Annotated in this window: 29 protein-coding genes; 9 read left to right on the top strand and 20 right to left on the bottom strand. The window is 71.3% G+C overall.

What is annotated here, in order from left to right:
• Nucleotides 1-6: 6 nt before the first annotated feature.
• The 4 genes from miv_RS19390 (at nt 7) to ugpA (ending at nt 4,670) form a co-directional block, all read left to right on the top strand.
• Nucleotides 7-384 (top strand): CCDC90 family protein, encoded by a 378-nt coding sequence (locus miv_RS19390; RefSeq protein WP_048430026.1) that lies wholly within the window; start codon nt 7-9, stop codon nt 382-384.
• A 127-nt stretch (nt 385-511) separates the two neighbouring features.
• On the top strand, nt 512-2,188 hold the full coding sequence (locus miv_RS19385) for a thiamine pyrophosphate-binding protein (RefSeq protein ID WP_207178329.1): 1,677 nt from the start codon (nt 512-514) through the stop codon (nt 2,186-2,188).
• Nucleotides 2,189-2,461: 273 nt separating this feature from the next.
• Complete coding sequence (ugpB, locus tag miv_RS19380; protein ID WP_048430028.1) at nt 2,462-3,781, top strand: sn-glycerol-3-phosphate ABC transporter substrate-binding protein UgpB; 1,320 nt, start codon at nt 2,462-2,464, stop codon at nt 3,779-3,781.
• Between the two features lie 4 nt (nt 3,782-3,785).
• Entirely contained in the window at nt 3,786-4,670 is an 885-nt protein-coding gene (gene ugpA / locus miv_RS19375; protein ID WP_048430029.1) for a sn-glycerol-3-phosphate ABC transporter permease UgpA, read from the top strand.
• 170 nt (nt 4,671-4,840) lie between these two features.
• On the opposite strand, the gene miv_RS19370 is transcribed toward ugpA, so the two are convergent.
• The 4 genes from miv_RS19370 to miv_RS19355 all read right to left on the bottom strand — a co-directional run bounded on the left by miv_RS19370 (nt 4,841) and on the right by miv_RS19355 (nt 6,884).
• Entirely contained in the window at nt 4,841-5,152 is a 312-nt protein-coding gene (locus miv_RS19370) for an SPFH domain-containing protein (RefSeq protein WP_244748602.1), read from the bottom strand.
• A complete protein-coding gene (locus miv_RS19365) occupies nt 5,149-5,382 on the bottom strand; it encodes a hypothetical protein (protein ID WP_048430031.1) in 234 nt (77 codons plus the stop codon). The genes miv_RS19370 and miv_RS19365 overlap by 4 nt, the downstream gene beginning before the upstream one ends.
• A gap of 11 nt (nt 5,383-5,393) precedes the next feature.
• Entirely contained in the window at nt 5,394-6,050 is a 657-nt protein-coding gene (locus tag miv_RS19360; RefSeq protein WP_048430032.1) for an acyl-homoserine-lactone synthase, read from the bottom strand.
• 96 nt (nt 6,051-6,146) lie between these two features.
• Nucleotides 6,147-6,884 (bottom strand): helix-turn-helix transcriptional regulator, encoded by a 738-nt coding sequence (locus tag miv_RS19355; RefSeq protein WP_048430033.1) that lies wholly within the window; start codon nt 6,882-6,884, stop codon nt 6,147-6,149.
• A 211-nt stretch (nt 6,885-7,095) separates the two neighbouring features.
• Here miv_RS19355 and purS point away from each other — a divergent pair, with 211 nt between their 5' ends.
• Entirely contained in the window at nt 7,096-7,338 is a 243-nt protein-coding gene (gene purS / locus miv_RS19350; RefSeq protein ID WP_048430034.1) for a phosphoribosylformylglycinamidine synthase subunit PurS, read from the top strand.
• The gene (gene purQ, locus miv_RS19345) at nt 7,335-8,021 is read left to right on the top strand and encodes a phosphoribosylformylglycinamidine synthase subunit PurQ (protein ID WP_048430035.1); all 687 of its coding nucleotides are present in this window, start codon (nt 7,335-7,337) and stop codon (nt 8,019-8,021) included. Before purS ends, purQ begins: the two co-directional genes overlap by 4 nt.
• 220 nt (nt 8,022-8,241) lie before the next feature.
• Here the strand turns inward: purQ and miv_RS19340 are convergent, their stop codons facing one another.
• From miv_RS19340 to gap, 8 genes are all read right to left on the bottom strand, one after another.
• Entirely contained in the window at nt 8,242-8,787 is a 546-nt protein-coding gene (locus miv_RS19340; protein ID WP_048430036.1) for an adenine phosphoribosyltransferase, read from the bottom strand.
• Nucleotides 8,788-8,855: 68 nt separating this feature from the next.
• Nucleotides 8,856-9,650, bottom strand: coding sequence for an inositol monophosphatase family protein (locus miv_RS19335; protein ID WP_048430037.1), 795 nt, complete (start codon nt 9,648-9,650; stop codon nt 8,856-8,858).
• A 209-nt stretch (nt 9,651-9,859) separates the two neighbouring features.
• Nucleotides 9,860-10,906 (bottom strand): tetratricopeptide repeat protein, encoded by a 1,047-nt coding sequence (locus tag miv_RS19330; RefSeq protein ID WP_207178327.1) that lies wholly within the window; start codon nt 10,904-10,906, stop codon nt 9,860-9,862.
• A gap of 2 nt (nt 10,907-10,908) precedes the next feature.
• Nucleotides 10,909-11,622, bottom strand: a complete 714-nt coding sequence (locus miv_RS19325) for a thiamine phosphate synthase (protein ID WP_207178325.1) — start codon at nt 11,620-11,622, stop codon at nt 10,909-10,911.
• Between the two features lie 137 nt (nt 11,623-11,759).
• Nucleotides 11,760-12,845 carry a class II fructose-bisphosphate aldolase gene (gene fba, locus miv_RS19320; protein WP_048430041.1) on the bottom strand — a complete coding sequence of 362 codons (1,086 nt, stop codon included), beginning with the start codon at nt 12,843-12,845 and terminating at the stop codon, nt 11,760-11,762.
• Nucleotides 12,846-12,932: 87 nt separating this feature from the next.
• Entirely contained in the window at nt 12,933-14,135 is a 1,203-nt protein-coding gene (locus miv_RS19315; protein ID WP_207178323.1) for a phosphoglycerate kinase, read from the bottom strand.
• A gap of 35 nt (nt 14,136-14,170) precedes the next feature.
• Complete coding sequence (locus miv_RS19310) at nt 14,171-14,662, bottom strand: hypothetical protein (RefSeq protein WP_244496573.1); 492 nt, start codon at nt 14,660-14,662, stop codon at nt 14,171-14,173.
• A 115-nt stretch (nt 14,663-14,777) separates the two neighbouring features.
• Complete coding sequence (gap, locus tag miv_RS19305) at nt 14,778-15,785, bottom strand: type I glyceraldehyde-3-phosphate dehydrogenase (protein ID WP_093568149.1); 1,008 nt, start codon at nt 15,783-15,785, stop codon at nt 14,778-14,780.
• Nucleotides 15,786-16,416: 631 nt separating this feature from the next.
• On the opposite strand from gap, the gene miv_RS19300 reads away from it, so the two are divergent.
• The 3 genes from miv_RS19300 (at nt 16,417) to miv_RS19290 (ending at nt 18,488) form a co-directional block, all read left to right on the top strand.
• Nucleotides 16,417-17,571 carry a GGDEF domain-containing protein gene (locus miv_RS19300; RefSeq protein WP_207178320.1) on the top strand — a complete coding sequence of 385 codons (1,155 nt, stop codon included), beginning with the start codon at nt 16,417-16,419 and terminating at the stop codon, nt 17,569-17,571.
• A gap of 98 nt (nt 17,572-17,669) precedes the next feature.
• Nucleotides 17,670-17,957, top strand: a complete 288-nt coding sequence (locus miv_RS19295) for a DUF4164 domain-containing protein (RefSeq protein ID WP_048430045.1) — start codon at nt 17,670-17,672, stop codon at nt 17,955-17,957.
• Between the two features lie 150 nt (nt 17,958-18,107).
• Entirely contained in the window at nt 18,108-18,488 is a 381-nt protein-coding gene (locus miv_RS19290; RefSeq protein WP_048430046.1) for a cell division protein ZapA, read from the top strand.
• A 150-nt stretch (nt 18,489-18,638) separates the two neighbouring features.
• On the opposite strand, the gene guaB is transcribed toward miv_RS19290, so the two are convergent.
• The 8 genes from guaB to miv_RS19250 form a co-directional block, all read right to left on the bottom strand.
• Nucleotides 18,639-20,132 carry an IMP dehydrogenase gene (gene guaB, locus miv_RS19285; protein WP_207178318.1) on the bottom strand — a complete coding sequence of 498 codons (1,494 nt, stop codon included), beginning with the start codon at nt 20,130-20,132 and terminating at the stop codon, nt 18,639-18,641.
• Between the two features lie 187 nt (nt 20,133-20,319).
• A complete protein-coding gene (locus tag miv_RS19280) occupies nt 20,320-21,741 on the bottom strand; it encodes a flavin-containing monooxygenase (protein ID WP_207183560.1) in 1,422 nt (473 codons plus the stop codon).
• A gap of 92 nt (nt 21,742-21,833) precedes the next feature.
• On the bottom strand, nt 21,834-22,736 hold the full coding sequence (locus miv_RS19275; RefSeq protein ID WP_207178316.1) for an alpha/beta hydrolase: 903 nt from the start codon (nt 22,734-22,736) through the stop codon (nt 21,834-21,836).
• Between the two features lie 6 nt (nt 22,737-22,742).
• Entirely contained in the window at nt 22,743-23,561 is an 819-nt protein-coding gene (locus miv_RS19270) for an SDR family NAD(P)-dependent oxidoreductase (RefSeq protein ID WP_207178314.1), read from the bottom strand.
• Between the two features lie 80 nt (nt 23,562-23,641).
• On the bottom strand, nt 23,642-23,902 hold the full coding sequence (gene minE / locus miv_RS19265) for a cell division topological specificity factor MinE (RefSeq protein ID WP_207178312.1): 261 nt from the start codon (nt 23,900-23,902) through the stop codon (nt 23,642-23,644).
• On the bottom strand, nt 23,899-24,714 hold the full coding sequence (gene minD, locus miv_RS19260; protein ID WP_048430052.1) for a septum site-determining protein MinD: 816 nt from the start codon (nt 24,712-24,714) through the stop codon (nt 23,899-23,901). Before minD ends, minE begins: the two co-directional genes overlap by 4 nt.
• 142 nt (nt 24,715-24,856) lie before the next feature.
• A complete protein-coding gene (minC, locus tag miv_RS19255) occupies nt 24,857-25,654 on the bottom strand; it encodes a septum site-determining protein MinC (protein WP_425312926.1) in 798 nt (265 codons plus the stop codon).
• 208 nt (nt 25,655-25,862) lie between these two features.
• Nucleotides 25,863-26,405 carry a CreA family protein gene (locus miv_RS19250; RefSeq protein ID WP_048430053.1) on the bottom strand — a complete coding sequence of 181 codons (543 nt, stop codon included), beginning with the start codon at nt 26,403-26,405 and terminating at the stop codon, nt 25,863-25,865.
• Nucleotides 26,406-26,527 lie beyond the last annotated feature (122 nt).

Raw genomic sequence — 26,527 nt, 5'->3', positions numbered from 1 at the left:
CCCACCATGACCTCGATCGCGTTCGACACGCTCAAATTCGCCCGGACGTTGCGCGACCGGGCGAAGATGTCGCCCGAGCAGGCGGAAGGTCTGTCCGACGCTCTTCTCGAAGCCATCCAAGGCGATATTCCGACGAAAGCGGATCTCAAGGACGTCGAGGCGAGCATCGAAGGCGTCAAGGCGAGCATCGAGGCGCTGCGGACCAGCACGCGATCGGACATGGACGCCGTCAAGGCGAGCCAGCGGGAAACCGAGCTACGCCTGGAAGCGCGCATCGAATCGACGAAGAGCGACATCATCAAATGGGTCGCCGGACTGATCGGTTTTCAGACACTCGCGATCATCGGCGCCGTCATCGCGCTGGCACGGATTCTCAAACCGTGAGGTGTGAGGTCGGCCGACGATGCATGATCATGGCGAGCCGATTCCGTCCGTTTCGCGCGCGGCCTTGTCCGCTTTCGAATACCCGAGAGAAGCAACTCAAGAACGTGGCTCGACAAAGGACGCACCCATGACCGACGCCCCCCGCCCCCGCACCGGCGGGCAGATCCTGGTGGACCAGCTCGCCCGCCACGGCGTCGGCGACATCTTCTGCGTGCCCGGCGAGAGCTACCTCGCGGTGCTCGACGCGCTGCACGACGCGCAGATCCGCCTCACCGTCTGCCGGCAGGAGGGCGGGGCCGCCATGATGGCGGAGGCGCACGGCAAGCTCACGGGGAAGCCCGGCATCTGCTTCGTCACCCGCGGCCCCGGCGCCACCAACGCCTCGCCCGGCCTGCACATCGCCAAGCAGGATTCGACCCCGATGATCCTGTTCGTCGGCCAGATCGAGCGGGCGGCCCGCGAGCGCGAGGCGTTCCAGGAGCTCGATTACCGGGCGGTGTTCGGCACCATCGCCAAGTGGGTCACCGAGATCGACAGCGCCGACCGCCTGCCCGAGCTGATCGCCCGCGCCTTCCACGTCGCCACCGCCGGCCGGCCCGGCCCGGTGGTGATCGCGCTGCCCGAGGACATGCTGGTCGAGACCGCGACCGTCCCGGATGCTCCCGCCTTCCGGCCGGTCGAGACCCATCCGGCGCTCGCCCAGATGGTCGCGCTCCAAAACCTGCTGGGGCAGGCCGAAAAACCCTTCGCGATCCTCGGCGGCAGCCGCTGGTCGGCGGAGGCCGTGCGGCGCTTCTCGCGTTTCGCCGACCTGTTCTCGCTCCCCGTCGCCTGCTCGTTCCGGCGCCAGGGCCATTTCTCGGCCGATCACCGCTGCTATGCCGGCGATCTCGGGCTGGGCGTCAACCCGAAGCTCCTCGCCCGGATCAAGGAGGCCGATCTCCTGCTCGTCGTCGGCGGGCGGCTGTCGGAGATCCCGTCGCAGGGCTACACGCTCCTCGACATCCCCGGGCCCCGCCAGACCCTCGTCCACGTCCACCCGGACCCGGAGGAACTCGGCCGCGTCTACAGCCCGACGCTCGCCATCAATGCGAGCCCGACCGCCTTCGCGGCGGCGATCGAGACCGTGCAGCCGCCTCGCGCCCTGCCCTGGGCCGCGGGCACCGAGGCCCTGCATGCCGAATACCTGGCCTGGAGCGATCCGACCCGGATCACCACCCCGGGCAATCTCCAGATGGGCGGCGTGATGGCGCATTTGCGCGAGGCACTGCCCGCCGACGCGATCCTGTGCAACGGGGCGGGTAACTTCGCCACCTGGGTGCACCGCTTCTGGCCGTTCCGCGCCCATGACGGCCAGCTCGCCCCGACCTCGGGCTCGATGGGCTACGGCGTGCCCGCCGCCATCGGCGCCAAGCGCCTGCTTCCCGACCGCACCGTCGTGGTGGTCTCGGGCGACGGCGACTTCCTGATGAACGGGCAGGAATTCGCCACCGCCGTCCAGTACGGGCTGCCGGTCATCGTCATCCTGGTCGATAATGGAATGTACGGCACGATCCGGATGCACCAGGAGCGCGAATATCCCGGCCGCGTCTCCGGCACCGCGTTGAAGAACCCCGATTTCGCCGCCTATGCCACCGCCTTCGGCGGCTACGGCGAGCGGGTCGAGCGCACCGAGGATTTTCCCGCTGCCCTGGCGCGGGCGCTTGGCTCCGGCCTGCCGGCGATCCTGCATTGCCCGATCGACCCCGAGGCGATCACCCCGACGACGACCATCCAGGCGCTGCGGGATCGGAAGCGGGCCTGAAGCTTCGAGTTCGAAGCTTTCATCCCACCTGCAACCTCATCCTGAGGTGCGACCGCAGGATGAGGTCGTGAGTAGGATGATCCGGAGAACTGCGCCGACGGGGTCGCACTCTTCACGACCCTCCCTTGTCCCGCGGGCACGGCTGTGCTTAGCCAGCTACTAACAAGCTGCCCGCCGCTGGAGACGGTGCGGGCCGCGTCACCCCCGGCGCCTGTCGTCGGAGTGTCACGCGGGCCCCGCATGAGGGGCCGCACACGAGGAGACGACAACCCGATGGCCCCCACCCTGACGATCCGCATCGCACTCGCCGGCCTCGGGCTGGCCGCCGCCGCGACCCCGGCGCTCGCCGTGACCGAGCTGCAATGGTGGCACGCGATGACGGGCGCCAACAACGACGCCGTCAACCGCCTCGCCGACGAGTTCAACGCGAGCCAGAGCGACTACAAGGTGGTGCCCACCTACAAGGGCAATTACGGCGAGACGCTGAATGCCGGCATCGCGGCCTTCCGGGCCGGCACCGCGCCGCACATCATGCAGGTGTTCGAGGTCGGCACCGCCACGATGATGTCGGCCAAGGGCGCGATCAAGCCGGTCTACCAGCTGATGAAGGATGCCGGCGAGCCGTTCGACGCGAACGCCTACCTGCCGGCGATCACCGGCTACTACTCGACGACCAAGGGCGAGATGCTCTCGTTCCCGTTCAACTCGTCGTCGATGGTGATGTGGGTCAATACCGACGCCCTGAAGTCGATCGGCCTCGACGCGCCGCCGAAGACCTGGCCGGACCTGTTCGCGGCGGCCAAGAAGCTGACGCAGAACGGCTTCCCGAATTGCGGCTTCTCGACGACCTGGGTGACCTGGCTCAACATCGAGCAGCTCTCGGCCTGGCACAACGTGCCGGTCGCCACCAAGGCCAACGGCATGGACGGCCTCGACACCACGCTCGAGATCAACGGCCCGCTCCAGGTCAAGCACCTGACCAACCTCGCCGAGGCGCAGAAGGACAAGTCCTTCGACTATTCCGGCCGCTACGACAGCGGCTTCGGCCGCTTCACGGCCGGCGAGTGCCCGATCATGTTCGGGTCGTCCGGTTCCTACGGCAACGTCAAGGGCGCGGCGAAGTTCGCCTGGGCCTCGGCGCCGATGCCCTACTATCCCGACATGCCCGGCGCGCCGCAGAACAGCATCATCGGCGGCGCCTCGCTGTGGGTGATGGGCGGCAAGAAGCCCGACGAGTACAAGGGCGTGGCGAAGTTCTTTACCTTCCTGTCCGACACCGACCGGCAGGCGAAGCTGCACCAGACCACCGGCTACATGCCGATCACCAAGGCCGCCTACGAAAAATCCAAGGCGGACGGCTTCTACGACAAGAACCCGGCCCTCGAGACGCCGATCAAGGAACTGACCAACAAGCCGCCGACGGAGAATTCCCGGGGCCTTCGCCTCGGCAACCTGCCGCAGATGCGCGACATGTGGGCCGAGGAGATCGAGGCGACGCTGGCCGGCAAGAAGACGGCGAAGCAAGCCCTCGACGAGGCGGCGACCCGCGGCAACGCGATGCTGCGCCAGTTCGAGAAGCAGGCCGGACGGTAACCTCATGAGCCCCGAGCGCATCACCTTCGGAGGTCGGCTGCTGCCGGCGGCGCTGATCGCGCCGCAGCTCCTGATCGTCGGCCTGTTCTTCTACTGGCCGGCCGTACAGGCGGTCTGGCAGTCGTTCCAGATGCAGGACGCGTTCGGGCTCTCGACGGAGTTCGTCTGGTTCGACAACTACCGGGCCCTGTTCACGGACCCGGCCTATTACCAGGCCCTCGTCACCACGCTGGTCTTCGCGGCGGCGGTGGCGGGGCTTTCCTTAAGCTTCGCCCTGCTGCTCGCCACGATGGCGGACCGGGAGATCCGGGGTTCGGGGATCTACCGGACGCTCCTGATCTGGCCCTACGCGGTGGCGCCGGCGGTGGCGGGCGTGCTGTTCGGCTTCCTGTTCCAGCCCGGCCTCGGGCTGATCGCGCGGGGCCTCAACCAGATCGGCATCCCGTGGAACCCGCTCCTCGACGGGAACCACGCCATGATCCTGGTGGTGATGGCGGCGGCCTGGAAGCAGGTCTCCTACAACTTCCTGTTCTTCCTCGCCGGCCTTCAGGCGATCCCCGGCAGCGTGATCGAGGCGGCGGCGATCGACGGTGCCGGCCCGGCCCGGCGGTTCTGGACCATCGTGTTTCCGCTTCTCTCGCCGACCACGTTCTTCCTGATGGTCGTCAACGTGGTCTACGCCTTCTGCGAGACGTTCGGCGTCATCGACGTGCTCACCCATGGCGGTCCCGGCCGGGCGACCCAGACCCTCGTCTACAAGGTCTACCAGGACGGCCGCATCGGCGCCGATCTCGGCGGCTCGGCGGCGCAGTCGGTGGTGCTGATGGCGATCGTGATCGGGCTCACCGCGATCCAGTTCCGCTACGTCGAGAAGCGGGTGGCGTACTGAAGCCCTCGCGGGCCGCGGAGGGTACCTCACCCCCGCGCCTGGACCGGGCGGCTGGAACGGTCCTTTGAAACGACAGGGCGCGATGCGCTCCCGCTTCCGACCGGAGGCGGGGCGCATCGCGCCTTTTGTATGCCCGACGACCCCGCACGGATCGACGGAGCGGGCGACGCTCAGGACGACATCGTCCGCTCGGGCTCGCCCTCCTCGCCGAAGCCGAGCTCGTCGAACACGGCCGTCGCGGCGCGGATCATCGCCTGCACGGAGGGCAGATCGCGGATCTGCGGGCTCGCGGTGTGCTGGAGGTCGAGGATCCCGGCGGCGAGGCGCAGGGCCTGGATCTCGGCTCGGGCGGCCTGGGAGATGTCGGCCTGGGACAGGTCGGAATGCCGGGCGGAGGAATGGATCGCGAAGGTCATGGTGCGTGCCTGGTCGTGGGGAGAGGACAATCGGGAAGCGGGTCCGGGATGGGCGCCGGAGGTCATGACCAATGCTCCTCCGCGGCGTGGAGCGCGGTAGGCGGATAGGTGCGGCCGACATAGCCGAGGGCGAGCCGGATCAGGTCGAGGACGACCGGATCCTCGCAGGCCGCGGCATGCCGGTAGGCCTCGATCAGGTGCTCGGCCAAGCAATCGGCCGGAGGCCGCTCCAGGCCCGGCGGCGGCAGGCTGCGGGGGAGCGAAACGGGGAAGCGGGTGTCGTCGTGGTACGGCATCGCTCGCCTCCTCACGCGGCCAGGCCGCGGCCGACCCGCGGTCGGTCGGGAGGCGTCGAGGGGCGGGCGAGGACCGAGGCCACGATGCCGTAGGCCGCCCGGGTCTCCCGCAGGGCCTCCTCGGTCATCGCGATCGAGACCGCGCAGAGCGAGACGCCCTCGCAGGCGACCGGCAGGCCGAGGGGCCGCGGGCGCCAGCCGATCTCGGCGAGCTGGGGAATCCAGTAGGTCTCGACGACGAGGTTGAGATGCGGGATGCCCTGTTCGAGGCAATGCTCGATCATGCCCGCCGACACGATGCCGGCGGCCCGCGACAGCGGCCGTTCCTCGCGGTAGCGCGCCGAGGCGAAGAGCCGGGTGCATTCCCAGGTCCCGGGCTCGCGGGCGAAGCCCCGGATGTCGGCGAGGTGCGGAAACACCTCGCTCAGGAGCGTCGGACCGTCGGAGGGCAGGAGCCGGGTACCGCCCGCGACGCGGCCGTCGCGGTCGATGGCGAGGAGGTAGCGGGTGGCCTCGGTGTCGAAGCGGTCGCGCCCGGCGGCGTCGACGCTCCGGAGTGCCCGGCAGCGCCCCTCCTCGAAGGCGGCGCGGCGGAGCGCATGGTGCTGCGCCAGGGCGTCCGCGTAGGCTCCACGGCTCGTCCGGTCGATGGCGTGGAGGCGGATCATGCGCTGACGTCCCTCGGTCCGGCTCCATAAGGCCAGAGGGGGACGTGTCCCGGTATCCCGGAAAACCGGGAGGGTGCCCGCCGCAGATGCGGATTTTTAGAGTGAGATCTCCCGCAGCCGCAGGGCCTCGATCACCGTGTGGGTGGTGTTGCGGGTGCCGATCTTGGTGCGGGCGTTGCGCAGGTGGGTGGCGACGGTGTCGATCGAGACGCCGAGGAAATCGGCGGTCTCCTCCTGGGTGCGTCCCTGCGCGGCGCAGGACAGCACGTCGCGCTCGCGGGCGCTCAGGAGCCGTCCGCCCGGCTTGCGGCGGCGGGCGGTGGTGCGGGCGGCGGCCGACCAGGCGTAGAGCCCGAGCAGATGGACCGCGCGCCGGACCCGCGGCGTCATCTCGACCCGCTCGCCGGCGAGCGAGATCCCGCCCTGGAAGCCGTGGGCGTCGTGGATCGGCACGCAATAGCCCGCGCCCATGCCGTGCTCGCGCGCCTCCTCCATCACCCGGCGGGCCTGCGAGGCGGTATCGGGCTCGAGGGGCGCCTCGTTCCAGGCGAAGGGCTCGGTGGTGCGGAAGCAGTGCCGCACCACGGGATCGTAACGGTAATGTCCGACACGGTCGTAATGCGCGAGCCAGCCATCCGGCCAGACGCTGAGCAGGAGGTTGGGGCCGATCCGCTCGCTCGGCTGCGGCAGCCGGGTGATCGCGAAGTAGGAGAAGCCGCAGCGGGCGACGAGGTCGAAGATCGTTTTCTGCACGTCCAGGGGGTCCGACAGGCCGTCGAGGCCGTCGATCAGGTCGAATGACTGACGAATGAACGCGTCGTCGGCGTCCGACATGTTCCACCCCCGACCGGTGCACCGCCCCGGTGCGGCGGACGCCCGCCCGTGCCGCGGTATCCGGTATCCCGGGGAGTATTAGAATCCTACCAGCAAAGATCAATCCGTGTCGGCGCGACCGCCGCGGACGCCGCCCCGGCGTTGCCTCGGCGCACGTTCCGCACTATCGGGAGCCTGACAAAAGCCCTCCCCGCTGCCGAAGGTCTGGCCGATGAAAGCGCGCGTCACCGTCACCCTGAAGACCGGCGTCCTCGACCCCCAGGGCAAGGCGATCGAGGGGGCGCTGCGCTCGCTCGGGATCTCGGGCATCGCCGGCGTGCGCCAGGGCAAGTTCTTCGAGGTCGAGGTCGACGCCGCCGACGAGGCCGCCGCCGAGGCGACCGTGAAGGCCGCCTGCGACCGGCTGCTCGCCAATACCGTGGTCGAGAACTACCGCGTCGAGATCGCCCGATGAAGGCCGCCATCGTCGTCTTCCCGGGCTCGAACCGCGAGCGGGACGTCGCCCGGGCCCTGCGCCTCGCCGGCGCCGAGGTGGCCACCGTCTGGCACACCGAGACCGAGCTGCCCGCCGGCACCGACCTCGCGGTCCTGCCCGGCGGCTTCTCCTATGGCGACTACCTGCGCTGCGGCGCCATCGCGGGACGCGCCCACGCCATGGACGCGGTGCGGGCTCACGCCGCCCGCGGCGGGCTTGTGCTCGGCATCTGCAACGGCTTCCAGATCCTGTGCGAGTCCGGCCTGCTGCCGGGCGTGCTGATGCGCAATGTCGGCCGCCGCTTCATCTGCCACCGCCAGACCCTGCGGGTGGAACGCGCCGACACCGCCTTCACCAAGGCCTACGCCCAGCACGAGGTGATCGACGTCTGTGTCGCCCACGGCGAGGGCAACTACTTCGCCGATGCCGAGACCCTGGCGCGGATCGAGGGCGAGGGCCGGGTGGCGTTCCGCTACTGCGACGCCGCCGGCCAGATCACGGTGGAAGCGAACCGCAACGGCTCGCTCAACTCCATCGCGGGGATCTATTCGGAAGACCGCAACGTGCTGGGGATGATGCCGCACCCGGAGAACTTCGTCGAAGGGCTCGTCGGCGGCACCGACGGGCGCGGCCTGTTCGAGAGCCTGGCCAAGGCGGCCTGAGGGATCCGTCGGGGAGCGTCTGCCTCATCCCGCCCACGCCCTCATCCTGAGGTGCGACCGCAGGGAGCCTCGAAGGAGGGCTCCAGGACTCGCTGTGGTCTCTGGAGCTCTCCTTCGAGGTCAGTCGATCGTCGATCGACTAACACCTCAGGATGAGGTGTGGAGAGTGGGATGAGTAAAGCAACGAGGCGGGCCCGAACGGCCCGCCTTTATTTTTCGTTCAGTGTCCGTCGAACTCGATCAGGGTCCGCACCGGCAGGTCGAGGGCGCGAAGGCGGTCGGCGCCGCCGAGTTCCGGCAGGTCGATGACGAAGCAGGCCGCCACCACCTCGGCGCCGATCCGGCGCAGCAATTCCACCGCCGCCGTGGCGGTGCCGCCGGTGGCGATCAGGTCGTCGACCAGGATCACCCGGTCGCCGGGCTTCACCGCGTCGGAATGGATCTCCATCTCGTCGGTGCCGTATTCGAGCGCGTAGGCGATCGACACGGTGGTGTGGGGCAGCTTGCCCTTCTTGCGGATCGGTACGAAGCCCGAGGAGAGCTGGTGGGCGATGGCGCCGCCGAGGATGAAGCCCCGCGCCTCGATACCGGCGACCTGGTCGATCCGGCCGCCCGCGTAAGGGTGCACCAGCTCGTCCACCGCGCGCCGGAAGGCGCGGGCATCGCCGAGCAGGGTGGTGATGTCGCGAAACATGATGCCGGGCTTCGGATAGTCCGGGATCGAGCGGATCGCGTCCTTGAGGGCGGACGTGGTGCGCGGGTCCATGGCGTCAGGCCTTTTTTCGAGATGTCGGCGAAGGCCGGGGCCGGTCGGAGCCGGCCCGGGCGGCGGGGTCAGCCGCCGACCTTGCGCAGGATGGAGACGAGCTCGCGCTGCAGCACCTCGTTGCCGCAGGCGACCGAGCCGGCGGTCATCGGGTCGGCACCACCGTCGGCGCTGCTGGCGAACCCGCCGGCCTCGCGCACCAGGAGCAGGCCCGCGGCCATGTCCCAGGTCTTGATGTCGCGCTCCCAGTAGAGGTCGGCCCGGCCGCAGGCGACCGCGGCGAGGTCGAGGGCGGCCGAGCCGGTCTGGCGCACGCCGCCGGTCACCGCCATCACGGCGGCGAGCTCTTTGAGCAGGCGCGGATGGCTGCCGCGGCCGAGATAGGGCGAGCCGTAGAGCGCCAGGCTGTCGGCGAGGTCCTGCCGGCCGGCGACCCGCAGGCGCTTGTTGTTGAGGAAGGCGCCCTTGCCGCGCTCGGCGAGGTAGAGCTCGTCCTTGATCGGCTCGTAGATCACCGCCGCGACGATCGTGCCCTCGCGCTCGAGGCCGACCGAGATGCAGAAATGCGGCACGCCGTGCAGGAAGTTGGTGGTGCCGTCGAGGGGGTCGACGTGCCAGGTATGGGTCTTGTCCTGGCCCTCGATGACCCCGCTCTCCTCCATCACGAGGCCGTAGCCCGGCCGCGCCTTCATCAGGGCCTCGCGCAGGGTGGCCTCGGCCTTGCGGTCGGCGGCGGTGACGAAGTCGCCCGGCCCTTTTCGCGAGACCTGCAGGTTCTCGATCTCGCCGAAATCGCGCTTGAGCCCGCGCGCCGCCTTGCGCACGGCATCGACCATCACGGTCATCAGGGGAGAGACGATCATCGGGCGGCGGCTCCCGGAATGCGGGTCGGGGTCATGGGCGAAGTCCTTCGGAGTCGGGCGCTGGCACCCGCGTCGGATGAAAACGGCAAAAGCGCGCGACCGCGGCGAGGCGGGGCGCTTGGCTGGTGATTGGCTCTAGAGCATCGGCACGAGGCGAGGAAACCACTTTTCGGTCGATGCGGGGCTGATGCGCGCCGACGGCTCCCCGCTCACGGCCCCGCCCGGTCCGCCGCCAGCCGCTCGGCGCGGGCCTTCTCCTCCGCGTTGAGCCCGGACACGGCCTGGGTCAGCCAGGCGTCCGAGAGGCCCTGCGCCCGGGCGGCCATGTCCCAGGCCGCGGCCTCGACGAGGTTCTTCTGAACGCCGCGGCCGCTGGCGTAGAGCCGGGCGACGCGGTTCTGGGCCACCGCGTTGCCCCGGAAGGCGGCGTGGCGGAAGTAGCGGGCGGCGCGGGCCTCGTCCTTCGCCACGCCCTCGCCGTTGAACAGCAGGATCGAGTACTCGACCTCGCCGGGCAGATCGCCGTTGTCGGCGGCGCGGCGGAACCACTCGGCCGCCTTGGTCGGATCCTTCGCGGTCCCACGGCCCTGGAGATAGAGCACGCCGAGCGCGTGCTGGGCCGGGGCCAGCTCCTGGTGGGCGGCCTGGCGCAGGAGATCGACGGCGCGGGTCAGGTCGGCGGGCGCGCCTGTCCCGAGCAGGATCAGGGCGAGGTTGTAGCTCGCGGTCGCGTCGGCCCGGGCGGCGGCCTTCTCCAGGAGGGCGCGGCCGGCGGCCTGGTCCTTCGGCACGCCCCGGCCCTCGATCTGCATCATGCCGAGCGTCGCCGCGGCATGCGGATCGCCGAGATTGGCGGCCAGCCGGTACCATTCGGCGGCACGGGCGGGATCCTGGCGCACGCCGAGGCCCTGGCTGTAGAGCTCCGCCAGCAGGGTCATGGCGGGAAAATCGGTCTTGTTGGTCTCGAGCCGCTTCGTCGCCTCCTTGAAGGCCGTGACGTAGAAGCCGCGCTGGTAGGCGCCGTAGGCGAGGTCGGCGTTCGGGTCCTTCGACGGCGCGGGCGGCAGCGAGGCCGCGCCCGGCAGGGTCTTGTTGGGCGCGCCGAAGGTCTGGGTGCCCGGCAAGGTCGGGGCGGGCGTCGCCGGGACCGGCGTCGTCGCGGTCGGCTTGGCCGCGACCGGTCCGGCCGCGAGGTCAAGGATTGCGAGGCCGGCCGCGCCGAGGAGCGCCGGCGTCGCGAGGCGGAGCATCCGCATCCTCACCCCTCCCCGGCCGGCCGGTCCTGGATCATCCGCTGCACCTCGGCCACCGCGGCCTCGCCCCCCTCCCCGGCCCAGAGCACGGGATCGAGGCCGATGAACTCGGCCCCCGTGGCGAGGAGGTCCGGCACCGCCGCAAGGTCGCGGGCAAGCGCGATGCACGGCGTCTCGAAGATCTCGACCCACCAGGTCAGCCGCGCCACGAGGTCGTCGTGGGCGAGCTTCGCCTCGTCGCCGAACAGGACGTAATCGGCGCCGGCCTCGCCGGCCTCCATGGCGGCGTGCTTGGTGCGCAGCCGCCCGACCCCGAGGATGCGGCCGTCGCGCAGGCGATCGCGGAGCGCGCGCAGCGGGCTGTCGCCCTCGTCCTCCTCATCCTCCTCGCCGTCGGCCTCGGCGGGGATGTCCGATTCCGCCTGGTCCTCGGCGCCGTAATTCGCCGGGACGTGGACGCCGTCGGCGCCGCTGCGGGAGGCCACGGTGGCGAGGTCGATGCCCCCGCCGCCGGCCAGCACCAGGGCCGCCCCGGCCTCCTGCACCGCGGGCGCCACCGCCTTGACGGCGTTGACGAGGGCGCGCTCCTCGCCGGGCGGCAGGCGCAGGATCACCGCGGCGACGTCGCCGGCCGCGACCGCGCGCGCCAGGCGATCCTTGAGGTCCGGGCCGGCCTCGGGGGCGGTGAGGAGGATCAGGCGGGTCTGGGGATCGGCCATCTTCAGTCTGTCGCGAGGGGTCTGGACGGGGGCTGTCGAAAACGCGCGGGGCGGACGGCCCGCCGGCCGCCCGCCCTGCTGCATGGTCAATGGGGCGGCGATGCGGCGCTCAAGGCCGCCTCACCACCCTGCCTGGATTACTCGGCGGCGGCCTTCGACGGGGCGAAGGACGGGTCGAGCTTGCCGGCGGCGTAGCGCTTGGCCATCTCGGAGAGCGCGATCGGCCGGATCTTGCCGGCGTTGCCCGCCGTGCCGAACTCCTCGAAGCGCTGCTTGCAGAGCTTCGTCATCGCGTCCATCGCCGGCTTCAGGTACTTGCGCGGGTCGAACTCGGCCTTGTTCTCCATCAGGATCTTGCGGATCTGGCCGGTCATCGCCATCCGGTTGTCGGTGTCGATGTTGATCTTGCGCACGCCGTGCTTGATGCCGCGCTGGATTTCCTCAACCGGCACGCCCCAGGTCGGCTTCATCTCGCCGCCATACTGGTTGATGATGTCCTGGAGGTCCTGCGGGACCGACGAGGAGCCGTGCATCACCAGGTGGGTGTTGGGCAGGCGGCGGTGGATCTCCTCGATCACGTTCATCGCCAGCACCGCGCCGTCGGGCTTGCGGGTGAACTTGTAGGCGCCGTGCGAGGTGCCCATGGCGACCGCCAGCGCGTCGACCTTGGTGGCCGCCACGAATTTTTCCGCCTCGGCCGGGTCGGTCAGGAGCTGGTCGTGCGACAGGACGCCCTCGGCGCCGTGGCCGTCCTCGGCCTCGCCCTCGCCGCTCTCGAGCGAGCCGAGCACGCCGAGCTCGCCCTCGACCGAGCAGCCGGCCCAGTGCGCCATCTCGGTCACCTTGCGGGTGATCTCGACGTTGTAATTGTAGTCCGCCGGGGTCTTGCCGTCGGCCTTCAGCGACCCGTCCATCATCACCGAGGTGAAGCCGTACTGAATCGCGGTGGCGCAGGTCGCCTCGTTGTTCCCGTGATCCAGGTGCATGCAGACCGGGATGTGGGGATAGATCTCGACGAGGCCGTCGATCAGCTTGGCCAGCACGACGTCGTTGGCGTAGGAGCGGGCGCCGCGGCTCGCCTGGAGGATCACCGGCGAGTCGGTGGCGTCGGCCGCCGCCATGATGGCGAGGCCCTGCTCCATGTTGTTGATGTTGAAGGCCGGCACCCCGTAGCCGTGCTCGGCGGCGTGGTCGAGGAGCTGCCTGAGCGTGATGCGCGCCATGTCGAAATCCTCCGAGACTGTCAGTGTTGCCGCACTATAGCGGACGGGTCGGCCGGCGTCCTAACGCAGCCGACCTGAACGGAACCCTCAAGCTTGCCGGCGCAGGGCGTCGACGCCCGGGAGCGGCTTGCCCTCGAGCCATTCGAGGAAGGCGCCGCCGGCGGTCGAGATGTAGGTGAAGTCCGCCGACACGCCGGCATGGTTGAGCGCCGCCACCGTATCGCCGCCGCCCGCCACTGAGACGAGCTGGCCGGCCTTGGTGCGCGCCGCCGCGTGGCGGGCCGCCGCCACCGTGCCCTGGTCGAAGGGCGCGATCTCGAAGGCGCCGACGGGGCCGTTCCACACCAGGGTCTTGGCATCGTCGATCGCGGCCGAGATCCGGTCCACCGACAGGCCGCCGATGTCGAGGATCATGCCGTTGTCGGGGATCGCGTCGACCCCGTAGGTGTGGTGGGGGGCGCCGGCCTTGAATTCCTCCGCCACCACGCCGTCGACCGGCAGGATGAGGGCGCAATTGTTCTCGCGGGCCGCCTCGATGATCGCCTGGGCGGTAGAGGCCAGGTCGCGCTCGCAGAGCGACTTGCCGACGCTAAGGCCGGCGGCATGCAGGAAGGTGTTGGCCATGCCGCCGCCGATCACCAGGGCGTCGACCTTGGCGACGAGGTTCTTCAGGAGATCGATCTTGGTCGAGACCTTGGAGCCGCCGACGATCGCCACCACCGGCCGGGCCGGCGCCTCGAGGCCCTTGGTCAGCGCATCGAGCTCGGCCTGCATCAGGCGCCCGGCATAGGCCGGCAGAACGTGGGCGAGCCCTTCCGTCGAGGCGTGCGCCCGGTGGGCGGCGGAAAAGGCCTCGTTGACGTAGACGTCGCCGTTGGCGGCCAGAGCCTCGACGAAGGCCTTGTCGTTCTTCTCCTCGCCGGCGTGGAAGCGGGTGTTCTCCAGCATCAGGACGTCGCCGTCCTTCAGCGCCGCCACGGCCGACGCGGCGGTCTCGCCGATGCAATCCTCCGCGAAGGCGACCGGGCGGCCGAGCGCCGAAGCGGTGGCCTCGGCGATCGGGCGCAGGGACTCGGCGGCGACCGGCTTGCCCTTCGGGCGGCCGAAATGGGCCAGCAGGATCACCTTGGCGCCGGCCTCGACGAGCTCGTTGAGCGTCGGCAGCACGCGCTTGATGCGGGTGGCGTCGGTGACGCGGCCCCCGTCCATCGGCACGTTGAAATCGACGCGGACGAGGACGCGCTTGCCCTTCAGGTCGCCGGCATCGTCGAGGGTACGGAACTGGGTCATCGGCGGGGCACCTTGTGGGGGTGGCGCGGCGCGGATCAGCGCAGCGGGATCAGGGACTGGAGGTTGAGGCGCTGGGCCACCAGGGTCAGCACCACCGTGAGCACGGCGGTGACGACCGCCGTCAGGATCAGGGCGCCGGCACCCGGCAGGCGGCGGGTACGGTCGGAGAGCGCCCGGACCTCGGCGCGCAGGGCCGCGAGGTCCGCCTGGCGGGCGGCCTCGTTCATGCGGGCGCCGGCCGCCTCGACCCGGTCCTCGACGCGGGCGAGCAGGGCCTCGGAGCGGGCGTACTTGTCCTCGATCCGGGAGGCCTTGTCCTCGATGCGGGCGAGCTGGTCGGCGACCTGGCTGGGGAGCGCGACGGCGATCCGGGCAGGAGCGCCAGGCTGGGCCTGCGGAGGGACGGGATTCGGCGGGACGGCGGGCACCGCGTTCGGCGGCGCGGCGGCCGGGGTGGGAACCGGTCCCTGGAGCAGGGCGGCGTCGGCGGCGTTCGCGGGGCGGGTGGAGGGCGCGGCGTCGGTCATCGGCGGATCCTCGGGGGCGAATCCTGAAGGACGAAGCGGGTGGCCCCTGGCCGGGGCCGCCCGAAAACGAAGGCCGGCCCCCTCCAGGGGAGCCGGCCCGTCGCGTCGGCCGTGATCAGATGAGCTTCGCCATCGCGATGGCGGTGTCGGCCATGCGGTTCGAGAAGCCCCACTCGTTGTCGTACCAGGTCAGCACGCGCACGAAGGTGCCGTCCATGACCTTGGTCTGGTCGATGTGGAAGGTCGACGAATGGGGGTCGTGGTTGAAGTCGATCGAGACGTTCGGGGCCTCGGTGAAGCCGAGCACGCCCTTGAGCGGGCCGTTCGCCGCGGCCTTGATGGCCTCGTTGATCTCGGCGACCGAGGTGGCGCGCTTGGAGTTGAACTTGAAGTCGACGACCGAGACGTTCGGGGTCGGCACGCGGATCGAGGTGCCGTCGAGGCGGCCGTTCAGCTCCGGCAGCACCAGGCCGACGGCCTTGGCGGCGCCGGTCGTGGTCGGGATCATCGACAGGGCCGCGGCGCGGGCCCGGTAGAGGTCCTTGTGCATCTGGTCCAGCGACGGCTGGTCGTTGGTGTAGGAGTGGATCGTGGTCATGAAGCCGCGCTCGATGCCGACGGCGTCGTTGAGCACCTTGGCGACCGGGGCGAGGCAGTTGGTGGTGCACGAGGCGTTGGAGACCACCAGGTGGTCGGCCGTCAGCTTGTCGTGGTTCACGCCGTAGACGACCGTGAGGTCGGCGCCGTCCGCGGGAGCGGAGACGAGGACGCGCTTGGCGCCGGCATCGAGGTGGAGCTTGGCCTTGTCCTTCGAGGTGAAGATGCCGGTGCATTCCATCGCGATGTCGACGCCGAGCTCGCGGTGGGGCAGCTCGGCCGGGTTCTTGATCGCGGTGACGCGGATGCGCTGGCCGTCGACCACGATGTGGTCGCCCTCGACCGACACGGTGCCCGGGAACTTGCCGTGGACCGAGTCGAAGCGCAGCAGGTGGGCGTTGGTCTCGACCGGGCCGAGATCGTTGATGGCCACGACCTCGATATCGGTGCGGCCGGCTTCCTTGATGGCGCGCAGGACGTTGCGGCCGATGCGTCCGAAGCCGTTGATGGCGACCTTGACCGTCATGTGTTCTCTCCCTTGGGATGGGCGTGGCGAAGGGGGTGGGGGCGGGCTGCCGCTCGTCGGCGAAGCGCCCCTGGGAGCCGGTCGGCCCCTGCGGCGGGCCGGGCTGCGCGGCGGGCCGTGGTTGCAGGATTTCGGCCGGCGCGGCGTGCGTGGCTGCTGACGAGAGACCGGCTTCGGCCGGCGAGGCCCGCTGCGCTCGTGGTCCCGCACACGCCTGCCGTCCCGGTGGGGACGGTACGGGCGGAGAGCACGGGAAGCGTCACGGCAGCTCGTATTCCGTCAATCCGCCGGCGACAGTCGCCCGGCGGGGGCGCGGGCTTCCTATCATGGTGCCGGGACGTGTCAAACCCAAGCGGAGCCTTGGGGAAAACTGTCCGGACCGGCCGTTCCGATCCGGTCCCGACGAGCGATGTCGCCGGATTAAACGGCGCGTTGCTCCGTAGATGCGCGCATCCTCGTCCCTCCCGGCGGCTCCATCGCGATGACGTCCGGGGCGCGCGACGACGTCGGTGCTCGGCATCGTCCGGAGAGACGTTTAACCATGTGAGCGCAAGGAGCGGGGATCGGCCGGAACCGTAACGAAGATTGCGTTCGCCGATCTGTATGCACATGGGTACAGGTGACGGCAGCCATGCAGATCGATCTCCACACCCTCTACTGCCTGATCGTCGGGACGCTGATCGTCGCCGGTGCGATGACGCTCTGGGAGCGTCAGGCGCATCCGCGGCGGGCCCGCGAACTCGCGATCTGGGCCGGCGCCTACCTGGCCTTCGCGGCGGGCCTGGTCATGGCGATGAACCGGTCCGCCCTGCCGGGGGTCCTCGGGGCGGCGCTCGCCAACCTGCTGATCGTCTCCGGTTACCTGATGGTCCTGCACGGCGTCGGCCATCTTGACGGGCGGGCGCGCCTGCGCCTGCCGCTGGCCGTGCTGGCCGGCCTCGTGCTCCTGTGGGCCACCCTCGGACCGCGCTTCGCCGGGCCGTTCTGGAACTACCTCGCCTCGCTGCCGATCGCGCTCGCCTGCGGATTGACCGCCCTGGCGCTGATGCGCAGCCGCACCGCCCGGCCCTTGCGCGCGCGGCAGGTCGCGATCGCGGTGGCGGGCGGCCACGGGCTGTTCAACCTGGCGCGGGCGGTCCTGACGCCCGTCCTCGTCGCGGCCTACGGCGACGGCCTGCTGCCGGTCCTGGGCAAGGTGACGATGTACGAGGGGGCACTGTACTCGGTGGCCATGCCGATGAGCCTGATCGCGCTGGTGCGCGAGGAGGCCCAGGCCCAGGCCGTCGCGGCGGCGCGCACCGACTACCTCACCGGCGTCGCCAACCGCCACGGCTTCTTCGAGAGCGGAGCGCGCCTCCTCGGCGCGCGGGCGCCGGACCGGCCGGTGGCGCTGCTCGCCTTCGATCTCGATCACTTCAAGGCGATCAACGACCGTCACGGCCACGCCGCGGGCGACGCGGTGCTGCGGCTCTTCGCCGAGACCGCCGGGCGGGTCGCCGGACCGGGGGCGCTGCTCGGCCGGCTCGGCGGCGAGGAATTCGCCGCCCTGCTGCCCGGGCTCGACGTGGCGGCGGCCCGCCGGGTCGGCGAGGGCATCGCCCGCGCCTTCGCGGCGGCGGCGACGGATCGCGACGGTCCCGGCATCCCGGCGACGGTCAGCGTCGGCCTCGCCGCGGCGGGGCCCGAGTGTCATGAGTTGCCCGCGCTGCTCTCGGCCGCCGACCGGGCGCTGTACCGGGCGAAGGCCGGCGGGCGGAACCGCCTGGAGGTCGCCGCGGCGGCCTGATTGTCCCCAGCCTCGCCCCGCGGATCCGGCACGACGATTGCGAGGCACGGCGCGGGCCTTTAGGGTTTTTCCGGATTGTCGCGTTTTCGGAGATCAGCATGACCGCAGCGGTGGAGGAAGCGCTGCGCCGCCTCGAAGCCTCGGTGGCCCTCCTCGAATCCGCGGTGGCGCGCCGGCTCGACGCGGAGCGCAGCCACAGCGACCTCGAGACCGAGCTCGAGATCATGCGCGACGACCGCGCCCGGCTGGCCGCGGAGCTGGACGGGGCGACGGCGCGCCTCGCCGAGGTGCAATCCGTGACCGAGGACGTGGATCACCGACTGGGGCGCGCCATCGGCACCGTCGAGGGCGTGCTGGGTCGCGCCGGCGAGCGCGGCGAGGCCTGACGCCCTCCCCTGCCGGCCGCCGGCCATCGGTTGCGAGCCCCGTCAGCCCCCGGCCGTTCGCCCGACGGCGAACCGTTGCCCGAACCGAACCGAACCGACGTCCCAACTGGAACCGATGCCCCTATTGGATGCGATGCCCCAGGTGACTCCATGCCTCAAGTGACCGTCACCATCGCCGGCAAGACCTACCGCATGGCCTGCGGCGAGGGCGAGGAACGCCATCTCGAAGGGCTGGCCGCGAGCTTCGACGCCCGCATCGGCGACATGCGCAAGGCCTTCGGCGAGATCGGCGACATGCGCCTGCACGTGATGGCGGCGCTGACCCTGGCGGACGAGCTGGCCGAAACGAAGCGCCGGATGGAGGCGATGGAGCGCGAGACCGCGTCCCTGCGCGAATCCACCGATGCCGGCACCGCCGAACGCGAGGGCGCCGAGGCACGCCTCGCCGAGACCGTGCAGCGCACCGCCGAGCGCATCGAGCGCCTGGCCCGGCGGCTCGGGCCGGTGCCCGGGGGATCGCAGGGGGGCTGAGGCCGGACGCGGCCCCGCCGCTCCTCGGGCCGACCGGGCCCGCATCGGCGCGACCCGGTCGAGGAGAACCGGAATGTGGGTGCCGCCGACAGGGCGGCATCGTGCCGGCGGAGCCGGGACAGGCCCGGCTCCGCCGCCCGCATCGGCGCGTCAGACGCGGCCCGGGTAGTTCGGGCTCTCGCGGGTGATCGTCACGTCGTGGACGTGGCTCTCGCGCAGGCCCGCATTGGTGATGCGGATGAACTGCGCCTTCTCCTGCATCTCGGGGATCGACGGGGCGCCGACATAGCCCATGGCGGCGCGCAAGCCCCCGGCGAGCTGGTGCAGCACCGCCGCGACCGGGCCCTTGTAGGGGACCTGGCCCTCGATGCCCTCCGGCACGAGCTTGTGGGTGTCGCTGACTTCGGCCTGGAAGTAGCGGTCGGCCGAGCCGCGCGCCATCGCGCCGACCGAGCCCATGCCCCGGTAGCTCTTGTACGAGCGGCCCTGGTACAGGAACACCTCGCCCGGGGCCTCGTCGGTGCCGGCCAAGAGCGAGCCCAGCATCGCCACCGAGGCGCCGGCGGCGATCGCCTTGGCGAGGTCGCCCGAATACTTGATGCCGCCGTCGGCGATCACCGGCACGTCGGCCTCGTTGCCGGCCTCGACCGCCTCCATGATGGCGGTGAGCTGGGGCACGCCGACGCCGGCGACGATGCGGGTGGTGCAGATCGAGCCCGGGCCGATGCCGACCTTGATGGCGTCGGCGCCGGCATCGATCAGCGCCTTCGCGCCCTCGCGGGTCGCGACGTTGCCGGCGATGACCTGCACGGCGTTCGACAGGGTCTTCACCCGGCGCACGCTCTCCAGCACCTTGGAGGAGTGGCCGTGGGCGGTGTCGACCACGATCACGTCGCAGCCGGCATCGATCAGGCGCTCGGCCCGCTCGAACCCGCCGTCGCCGGTGGTGGTGGCGGCGGCGACCCGCAGGCGGCCCTGCTCGTCCTTGATCGCGTTGGGGTAGGCGACCTGCTTCTCGATGTCCTTGACGGTGATGAGGCCGATGCAGCGGTAGTGGTCGTCGACGACGAGCAGCTTCTCGATGCGGAACTGGTGCAGCAGGCGCTTGGCCTCGTCCTGGGTCACGCCCTCGCGCACGGTGATCAGCCGGTCGCGGGTCATCAGCTCGGCGACGGGCTGGCTCTGGTCGGTGGCGAAGCGCGTGTCGCGGTTGGTCAGGATGCCGACGAGCTTGCCGCGCGAGCCGTTGGGGCCGCGCTCGACCACCGGGATGCCCGAGATGCCGTGCTGGCGCATCAGCCCGTAGGCGTCGGCCAGGGTCTCGTCGGGGTGGATGGTGATCGGGTTGAGCACCATGCCGGACTCGTACTTCTTGACCAGCCGCACCTGCTCGGCCTGCTCCGGCGGCTCGAGGTTGCGGTGGATCACCCCGAGGCCGCCGTTCTGCGCCATCGCGATGGCCATCCGGGCCTCGGTCACCGTGTCCATCGCCGAGGCGATGATCGGCATGTTGAGCTTGATCGTGCGGGTGAGGCGGGTGCCGAGATTCACCTCGGCCGGCATCACCGAGGATGCGGCGGGGCGGAGCAGGACGTCGTCGAAGGTCAGGCCCTCGATGATCGAATCCGTGATGATGCGGGCCATGAACCAACTCCTGCTGCCTGCGGACCCCGGGAGAGGCCGCAGAATCGGCGCCGTGCCGGGCGGTCTGCCGGGCAATCTGCCTGTATTGAGTTGGCACCGGCCGATAGCACGCGTCCGTGACGGGCGCAAAGCGCTATCGCCGCAGCGCAGCGATGCGATCCACGCCTGTTGCGGGGACGGCGCCCGTTCACGTCCCGCTGCCGGCGGGCGTGAGGACGAACTCCGACCAGTCCGGCACCCGCATCGCCCGCCGGTAGGCCACCACCGTGCCGGGCCAGAGCGCGATGTTGTGCCCGGCCGCGTCCTGGTACCAGCTGGCGCAGCCGCCCTGCTGCCAGATGCTGCCCGCGAGCCGCGCCTCGAGCTCCGCGAGGTGGCGCGCCTGCGCCTCCGGGGCCGGCTCGATCGCCGCGAGGTGGCGCGCCTTCATCTCGGCGAGGCAGGCGAGCACGTACTCGACCTGCGCCTCGATCATCAGCACCACCGAGTTGTGGCCCAGCCCGGTATTGGGGCCGAGCAGCATGAAGAAATTGGGAAAGCCCGCCAGCGCGACGCCGCGATGCGCCGCCACCCGCTCGCCCCAGGCCCGGGCCAGGATCAGCCCGTCGCGGCCGACCACCGGCACCCGGGCGAGCGAGGCGGTGACGTCGAACCCGGTGGCGAGCACCAGCACGTCGAGGGAATGGCGGGTCCCGTCCGCCATCGCCACGCCGTCGGGGGTCACGGCGCGGATCGTGCCGGTCTCGAGCGTCACGTTCGGCCGGGTCAGGGCCGGGTAGAACTCGTCGGAGATCAGCACCCGCTTGCAGCCGAGGCGGTAGGGGGGCGCGAGCTTCGCCCGCAGGGCGGGATCGCGGATCTGGCGGCGCAGGTGGAGCCGGCTCGCCATCTCGGCGAGGCGGGTGAGGCGCGAGACGCGGGTGAAGCCGAGCCCCGCCTGCGCCTCCCGCAGCCAGAACTGGGCCCCGCGCAGGAGCCGGCGCGCGAGCGGGAGGCGGCGGAAGAGGGCCTGCAACCGCGGGCCGATCGCCCGGTCGTTGCGCGGCATCACCCAGGGCGGGGTGCGCTGGAAGAGCACCAGCCGGCCGACCTCGGGGGCGATGGCCGGCACGACCTGGATCGCGCTCGCCCCCGTGCCGATCACGCCGACGCGCCGGCCCGCGAGCGGCACGCGGTGGTCCCAGGCGGCGGTGTGGAAGAGCGGGCCGCGGAAGGACGAGAGGCCGGGAATCGCCGGCAGCGCCGGGTGGTGCAGGGCGCCCATGCCGGAGACCAGCACCCGGGCCTCGACGGGTCCGCGATCGGTCTCGACCCGCCACAGCGCCCGCCCCTCGTCCCAGACCGCGCCGGTGACGGCGGTGGAGAGGGCGAGGCAACGCGCGAGGTCGAACCGCTCGACCAGCCCGCCCAGATAGGCGGCGATCTCGGGCTGGCCGGCATAGGTCCGGGTCCAGTCGGCCTTCGGCGCGAAGGAGAGCGCGTAGAGATGGGCCGGGATGTCGCAGGCCGCGCCCGGATAGGTGTTGGTGTGCCAGGTCCCGCCGACCGAAGCGGCCTTCTCGACCACCATCACGTCGTCGATGCCGGCCTGGCGGCAGCGGATCGCCATGGCGAGGCCGGAGAAGCCCGCGCCGATCACCAGGACCGCGAGCGGGGTCTTCGGCCAGGGAGCGGGGGAGGCGACCGTGGCGGGGGCCTCCGTCACCGCGCGGCCTCCGTCGTGCGGGCATGGTCCTTCAGGAAGGCGGCGGCCTCCGACAGGGAGCGGCGCGCCTCGGGCAGGAAGGACTGGGCGAGCTGCCAGACATGCGGCACCACCGGCCAGACCTTCACGGTGGCGTCCACGCCCGCGGCCCGCGCCTTCTCGGCAAAGCGCATGGAATCGTCGCGCAGCACCTCCCGCTCGCCGACATGGAACAGGAGCGGCGGTAGGCCGGTGGGGTCGCCGTAGAGCGGCGAGGCGAGCGGGTCGGCGGGATCGTGGCCGGCGAGGTAGAGGTCGACGAGGTGGCGCAGCTTCGTCGGCTCGAACATCGCATCGCGGCCGGCATTGGTGCGCATCGACGCGCCCTCCCCCTGCATGTCGGTCGAGGGCGAGAACAGCACGGCGGCCTGCGGTTGCGGCAGCCCGTCCCGGCGCGCCCGCAGCATCAGGGCGAGCGCCAGGTTGCCGCCGGCGGAATCGCCCGCGACGCCGGCGGGGCCCGCTGCCGCGAAGGCCGACCAGCAGGCGGCCGCGTCGTCGAGGGCCGCCGGGAACGGATGCTCGGGGGCGAGGCGGTAGTCGGGGCAGAACACCCGGAAGCCCCGGGCGGCGAAGCCCCCGGTGAACGGCCGGTGGGTGCGGGGCGAGCAGGCGATGAAGCCGCCGCCATGCAGGTAGAGGAGGCGCGGCGCGTCGGGCGCCAGCCCCGGGCGCTCGGCCCACTCGCCCGGAACGCCGCCGACCTCGCCGTCGCGGAACGCGATGCCGGGCAGGTCGGGAAAGCCGCCCTGGTTCATGACCCGCCGGATCGCCGCGACGTCGCCGCCGGCCCGGGCGATCTTCGGCCGGACCTGCCAGCGGATGATCCAGGTGAAGATGTGGGCGCGCAGGCTGGTCATCAGGGGTCACTCCATGGCGCGGGCGATCAGCGACCAGTAGCGCACCGGCATCAGCCGCTGGATCAGCGCCACCAGGGCGGCATCGCGGCCGACGACGATGCGGGGCTCGCGGCGGGCGATGCCGGCGAGGATGCGCGCGGCCGCCGCCTCGGGGGACAGGCGCAGGAAGCGCTCGGCCTCCCGCTTGCCGCGGGCGACCTCGGCGGGATCGAGGCGCGGGCCGGCCCGGGCATTGCGGGCGATGGCAGTGGCCACGCCGCCCGGATGGACGACGCTGACCCCGAGGTTGGTGCCGGCATATTCGTGCCGCAGCGCCTCGGAGAAGCCGCGCACCGCGAACTTGCTCGCCGCGTAGGCGCTCTGGCCCGGGGGCGCGACGAGGCCGTAGAGGCTCGACAGGTTGACGATCTGGGCCGCGGGGCGGCTTTCCAGCGTGCTCAGGAAGGCGTGGGTCATCCGCACCACGGCGCGGAAGTTGACGTCCATCAGCCAGTCGAAGTCGGGCAGGTCGAGGTCGGCGAAGCGGCCGGCGAGCGCCACGCCCGCATTGTTGACGAGGAGGTCGAGGGGCCCGTGGCGGGCGGCGACCGTCTCCGGCAGGGCCGCGATGGCGGCGGCGTCCGTGAGGTCGAGGCAATGGGCGCCGACGTCGCGTCCGAGCGCCCGGACGGCCGCCTCGGTGCGGGCGAGGCCGTCGGGGTCGCGGTCGACGAGGACGAGGCGGGCGCCGCGCCGGGCGAGACCGGCCGCGAGCGCCGCGCCGATGCCGCTGCCGGCCCCGGTGACCAGGGCCAGCTTGTCGTGCAGGGGAAAGGCGTCCGCCAATGCGCGCTCCGTCCGGGCCCGGGGATGCCTGAATCGCCCGGGCGGGGCGGGAGCGCAAGGGGCGGACGGGAGCGCGGCCGTCAGGCCGCGCGGTTGAGCGTCTTCGGCAGCTCGACGTCGATCTCGAGCGTCGAGACCGCGTCGCCACGCTCCATGGTGATCTTCACCTTCTCCTGGTCGATGGCGACGTGCTTGGCGATCACCGCCAGGATCTCCTCGCGCAACACCGCCACCAGGTCCGAGCGCCCGAAGGCCGTCCGCTCGTGCGCCAGCAAGATCTGAAGACGCTCGCGCGCCACCGGCGCCGTCCCGCGCCGCGACAGGAAGCTCAGCAGGTTCATGCCGCCCTCCGCGTGAACAGCTTGCCCAGGAGAGACCGCTTCTCGCTCGGCACGGTCATCGCCACCGTCTCGCCCTTGAGGCGACGCACCGCGTCCGCGTAGGCCCGCGCCGGCGCGCTCTGCGGCGCGTTCAGCGTCACCGGGCTGCCGAGGTTCGAGGCCTTCAGCACCTCCTCGCTCTCCGGGATCACCGCCAGAAGCGGGATCGACAGGATCTCGAGAACGTCGTCGATCTTCAGCATCTCGCCGCGCTCGGCCCGGCCGGGGTCGTAGCGGGTGAGGATCAGGTGCTTCTCCAGCCGCTCGCCCTTCTCGGCCCGCTCGGTCTTCGAATCGAGGAGCCCGATGATCCGGTCGGAGTCGCGCACCGAGGAGACCTCGGGGTTGGTGACGACGACGGCGATGTCGGCGTGGCGCATGGCGAGCGTGGCGCCGCGCTCGATGCCGGCGGGGCTGTCGCAGATCACCCAGTCGAATTTTTCGCGCAGCTCGCCGATGACGCGGGCGACGCCCTCGTCGGTGAGCGCGTCCTTGTCGCGGGTCTGGGAGGCGGGGAGGAGCGAGAGGGTGTCGAGGCGCTTGTCGCGGATGAGGGCCTGGGGGAGCTTGGCGTCGCCCTGGACGACGTTGATGAGGTCGTAGACGACCCGGCGCTCGGCGCCCATGATGAGGTCGAGGTTGCGCAGGCCCACGTCGAAGTCGACGACGCAGACGTTCTGGCCGGCCTGGGCGAGCGCGGCGCCGAGCGCCGCCGTCGTGGTGGTCTTGCCCACCCCGCCCTTGCCGGACGTCACCACTATGATCTTGGCCATTCGAGAATGCTCCCCCCGAGCTGTCGGGATGAGGCGGCGTCCCCGGTCCGGGTCGCGCGCTCACGGGGTTGTTCGGGTGTGTCGCCGGGCGGGCCGGGGCGGTCGTCGCCCGCGCCATGCCCGTCCGGCCGGCATTATGTCCTCAGTCGAGGGCGGCCATGCGGAGGGTGTCGCCCTCCAGCCAGACCTGGACCGCCTTCTTGCGCAGCTTCGGATCGGTGGTGTCGGCGGTGCGGAAGAGACCGTCGATGCCGATCAGCTCGGGCTCGAACTTGCGGCAGCAGATGCGGGCCCGGGGATTGCCCCCGGCCCCCGCGATGGCGCGGCCGCGCAGCGCCCCGTAGATGTGGATCGAGCCGCCGGCCAGGATCTCGGCGCCGGAGGCGACCGAGCCCATCACGGTCACGTCGCCCTCCGGGTGATAGACCGACTGGCCGGAGCGCAGCGGCGTCTCGAGCACGAGGGAATTCGGCTTGCGCGGCTCCGGCGGCTTGACGGGCTCGGGCTCCTTGAGGAGCTCGGGCTCCTTGGCGGGCTCGGGCGGCGCCATCTCGGCCGGACGGCCGCCGCTCAGGAGCGGGGGCAGCGCCGGGCCGAGCCAGGCCGGCTCGGCCTTCTCGACGCCCATGATGCGGATGCCGCGCTGCTTGAGCTCGTCGACGAGGCCGGCGATGTCGGGCGTTGCGGCCGCGGCATCGGTGGCGTCCTCGGTGGGCTCGGCCGCCTCGGGTCCGGCCGCGTCTTCCCGGAGGGAATCCTTGGCGAGGCCCGAGACGTCCAGGATCACGGCGCGCTCGGAGAAGAGCGTCGGCGAGCGCTGCACCAGGGCGTCCAGGTGCGAGAACCAGTCGCCGAGCGGCGTCTCCGGCGCGAGCACGAGCGCCCGGAACGAGCGGCCGCGCAGCGGGAGAGAGGGGCGTGTGAGGCTGATGCTGGTCACGGCGGTTGACGAGTTGTTACCGACCACCATGAAGCGCGCAGCGTGGTTACCGGATCGTTAATGCGGCGGGCGGGGCGGCGGTTTCGTTCAGGGATCGGCCCGAACGACACGGCGGCGCCCCGCCGGCCGCCTGCCCCCGGACACGACGAAGGGCCCGCGCGGAGGCGGGCCCCGGGATGGTCTCGATCGCTGCGGGACGGATCGGGCGTCAGCCGAGGAAGTCGCCGCATTTCGGCGGCGGCTCGGTGCCCCAGGGCATCAGCGGCACCGTCGAGGTCGAGTTCTTGGGCGAGCCCTGCACCACCTTGTCCGAGTAGACCATGTAGATCAGCGTGTTGCGCTTGGCGTCGCAGCCACGCACGATCTGCATGCTCTTGAAGATCAGCGAGCGGCGCTCGCTGAACACGACCTCGCCCTGCTTGATCTTGTCCTTGAACTTGACCGGGCCGACCTGGCGGCAGGAGAGCGAGATGTCGGAGACCTCCTCGGCGAGGCCGAGCGTCCCCTTGATGCCGCCCTTCTCGGGCTGGGTGTAGTGGCAGGCGACGCCGGCCACGTCCGGATCGTCGATGCCGTAGACCACGAGCTTGTCGTTGGGCGTCAGGGGCCGCCAGACCGTCGACTTGTCGAAGATCCGGTCCGGTTCCTGCGCCTGCGCCGCGTTCTGCGCCGCCCCGAGGCACGCCCCGAGGGCGAGCGCCGTCACAACAGCCTTCCGACCGCGAGCCCTGAGACCCCGCCGCCACACCATCGCGTCAACCTTTCAGTGAAGAAGCTTAACGCATGTAGGGAGGCTGTCGCCCGGCGGCCAGGGAGGGTAGAACGGGGGCGTCCCGTCCTGCCACGCTTGGGCGTCGACGTCAGGCCTCACCG

It is taken from the genome of Methylobacterium indicum (assembly GCF_017347565.1).
GTDB lineage: Bacteria > Pseudomonadota > Alphaproteobacteria > Rhizobiales > Beijerinckiaceae > Methylobacterium > Methylobacterium indicum.
This window is presented reverse-complemented; position numbering and strand designations above follow the sequence as displayed.

Coding starts and splice junctions, on each gene's coding strand:
- purS (WP_048430034.1), top strand. CDS start 7,096: ATGAAAGCGCGCGTCACCGTCACCCTGAAGACCGGCGTCCTCGACCCC.
- miv_RS19290 (WP_048430046.1), top strand. CDS start 18,108: ATGCCTCAAGTGACCGTCACCATCGCCGGCAAGACCTACCGCATGGCC.
- miv_RS19355 (WP_048430033.1), bottom strand. CDS start 6,884: ATGTCGGACGCCGACGACGCGTTCATTCGTCAGTCATTCGACCTGATC.
- miv_RS19315 (WP_207178323.1), bottom strand. CDS start 14,135: ATGACCCAGTTCCGTACCCTCGACGATGCCGGCGACCTGAAGGGCAAG.
- miv_RS19250 (WP_048430053.1), bottom strand. CDS start 26,405: ATGGTGTGGCGGCGGGGTCTCAGGGCTCGCGGTCGGAAGGCTGTTGTG.
- miv_RS19385 (WP_207178329.1), top strand. CDS start 512: ATGACCGACGCCCCCCGCCCCCGCACCGGCGGGCAGATCCTGGTGGAC.
- miv_RS19390 (WP_048430026.1), top strand. CDS start 7: ATGACCTCGATCGCGTTCGACACGCTCAAATTCGCCCGGACGTTGCGC.
- ugpA (WP_048430029.1), top strand. CDS start 3,786: ATGAGCCCCGAGCGCATCACCTTCGGAGGTCGGCTGCTGCCGGCGGCG.
- miv_RS19340 (WP_048430036.1), bottom strand. CDS start 8,787: ATGGACCCGCGCACCACGTCCGCCCTCAAGGACGCGATCCGCTCGATC.
- purQ (WP_048430035.1), top strand. CDS start 7,335: ATGAAGGCCGCCATCGTCGTCTTCCCGGGCTCGAACCGCGAGCGGGAC.
- miv_RS19335 (WP_048430037.1), bottom strand. CDS start 9,650: ATGATCGTCTCTCCCCTGATGACCGTGATGGTCGATGCCGTGCGCAAG.
- miv_RS19280 (WP_207183560.1), bottom strand. CDS start 21,741: ATGGCGATCCGCTGCCGCCAGGCCGGCATCGACGACGTGATGGTGGTC.
- miv_RS19330 (WP_207178327.1), bottom strand. CDS start 10,906: ATGCGGATGCTCCGCCTCGCGACGCCGGCGCTCCTCGGCGCGGCCGGC.
- miv_RS19295 (WP_048430045.1), top strand. CDS start 17,670: ATGACCGCAGCGGTGGAGGAAGCGCTGCGCCGCCTCGAAGCCTCGGTG.
- fba (WP_048430041.1), bottom strand. CDS start 12,845: ATGGCGCGCATCACGCTCAGGCAGCTCCTCGACCACGCCGCCGAGCAC.
- miv_RS19325 (WP_207178325.1), bottom strand. CDS start 11,622: ATGGCCGATCCCCAGACCCGCCTGATCCTCCTCACCGCCCCCGAGGCC.
- miv_RS19310 (WP_244496573.1), bottom strand. CDS start 14,662: ATGACCGACGCCGCGCCCTCCACCCGCCCCGCGAACGCCGCCGACGCC.
- minE (WP_207178312.1), bottom strand. CDS start 23,902: ATGAACCTGCTGAGCTTCCTGTCGCGGCGCGGGACGGCGCCGGTGGCG.
- miv_RS19360 (WP_048430032.1), bottom strand. CDS start 6,050: ATGATCCGCCTCCACGCCATCGACCGGACGAGCCGTGGAGCCTACGCG.
- gap (WP_093568149.1), bottom strand. CDS start 15,785: ATGACGGTCAAGGTCGCCATCAACGGCTTCGGACGCATCGGCCGCAAC.
- ugpB (WP_048430028.1), top strand. CDS start 2,462: ATGGCCCCCACCCTGACGATCCGCATCGCACTCGCCGGCCTCGGGCTG.
- miv_RS19275 (WP_207178316.1), bottom strand. CDS start 22,736: ATGACCAGCCTGCGCGCCCACATCTTCACCTGGATCATCCGCTGGCAG.
- guaB (WP_207178318.1), bottom strand. CDS start 20,132: ATGGCCCGCATCATCACGGATTCGATCATCGAGGGCCTGACCTTCGAC.
- minD (WP_048430052.1), bottom strand. CDS start 24,714: ATGGCCAAGATCATAGTGGTGACGTCCGGCAAGGGCGGGGTGGGCAAG.
- miv_RS19300 (WP_207178320.1), top strand. CDS start 16,417: ATGCAGATCGATCTCCACACCCTCTACTGCCTGATCGTCGGGACGCTG.
- miv_RS19370 (WP_244748602.1), bottom strand. CDS start 5,152: ATGACCTCCGGCGCCCATCCCGGACCCGCTTCCCGATTGTCCTCTCCC.
- miv_RS19365 (WP_048430031.1), bottom strand. CDS start 5,382: ATGCCGTACCACGACGACACCCGCTTCCCCGTTTCGCTCCCCCGCAGC.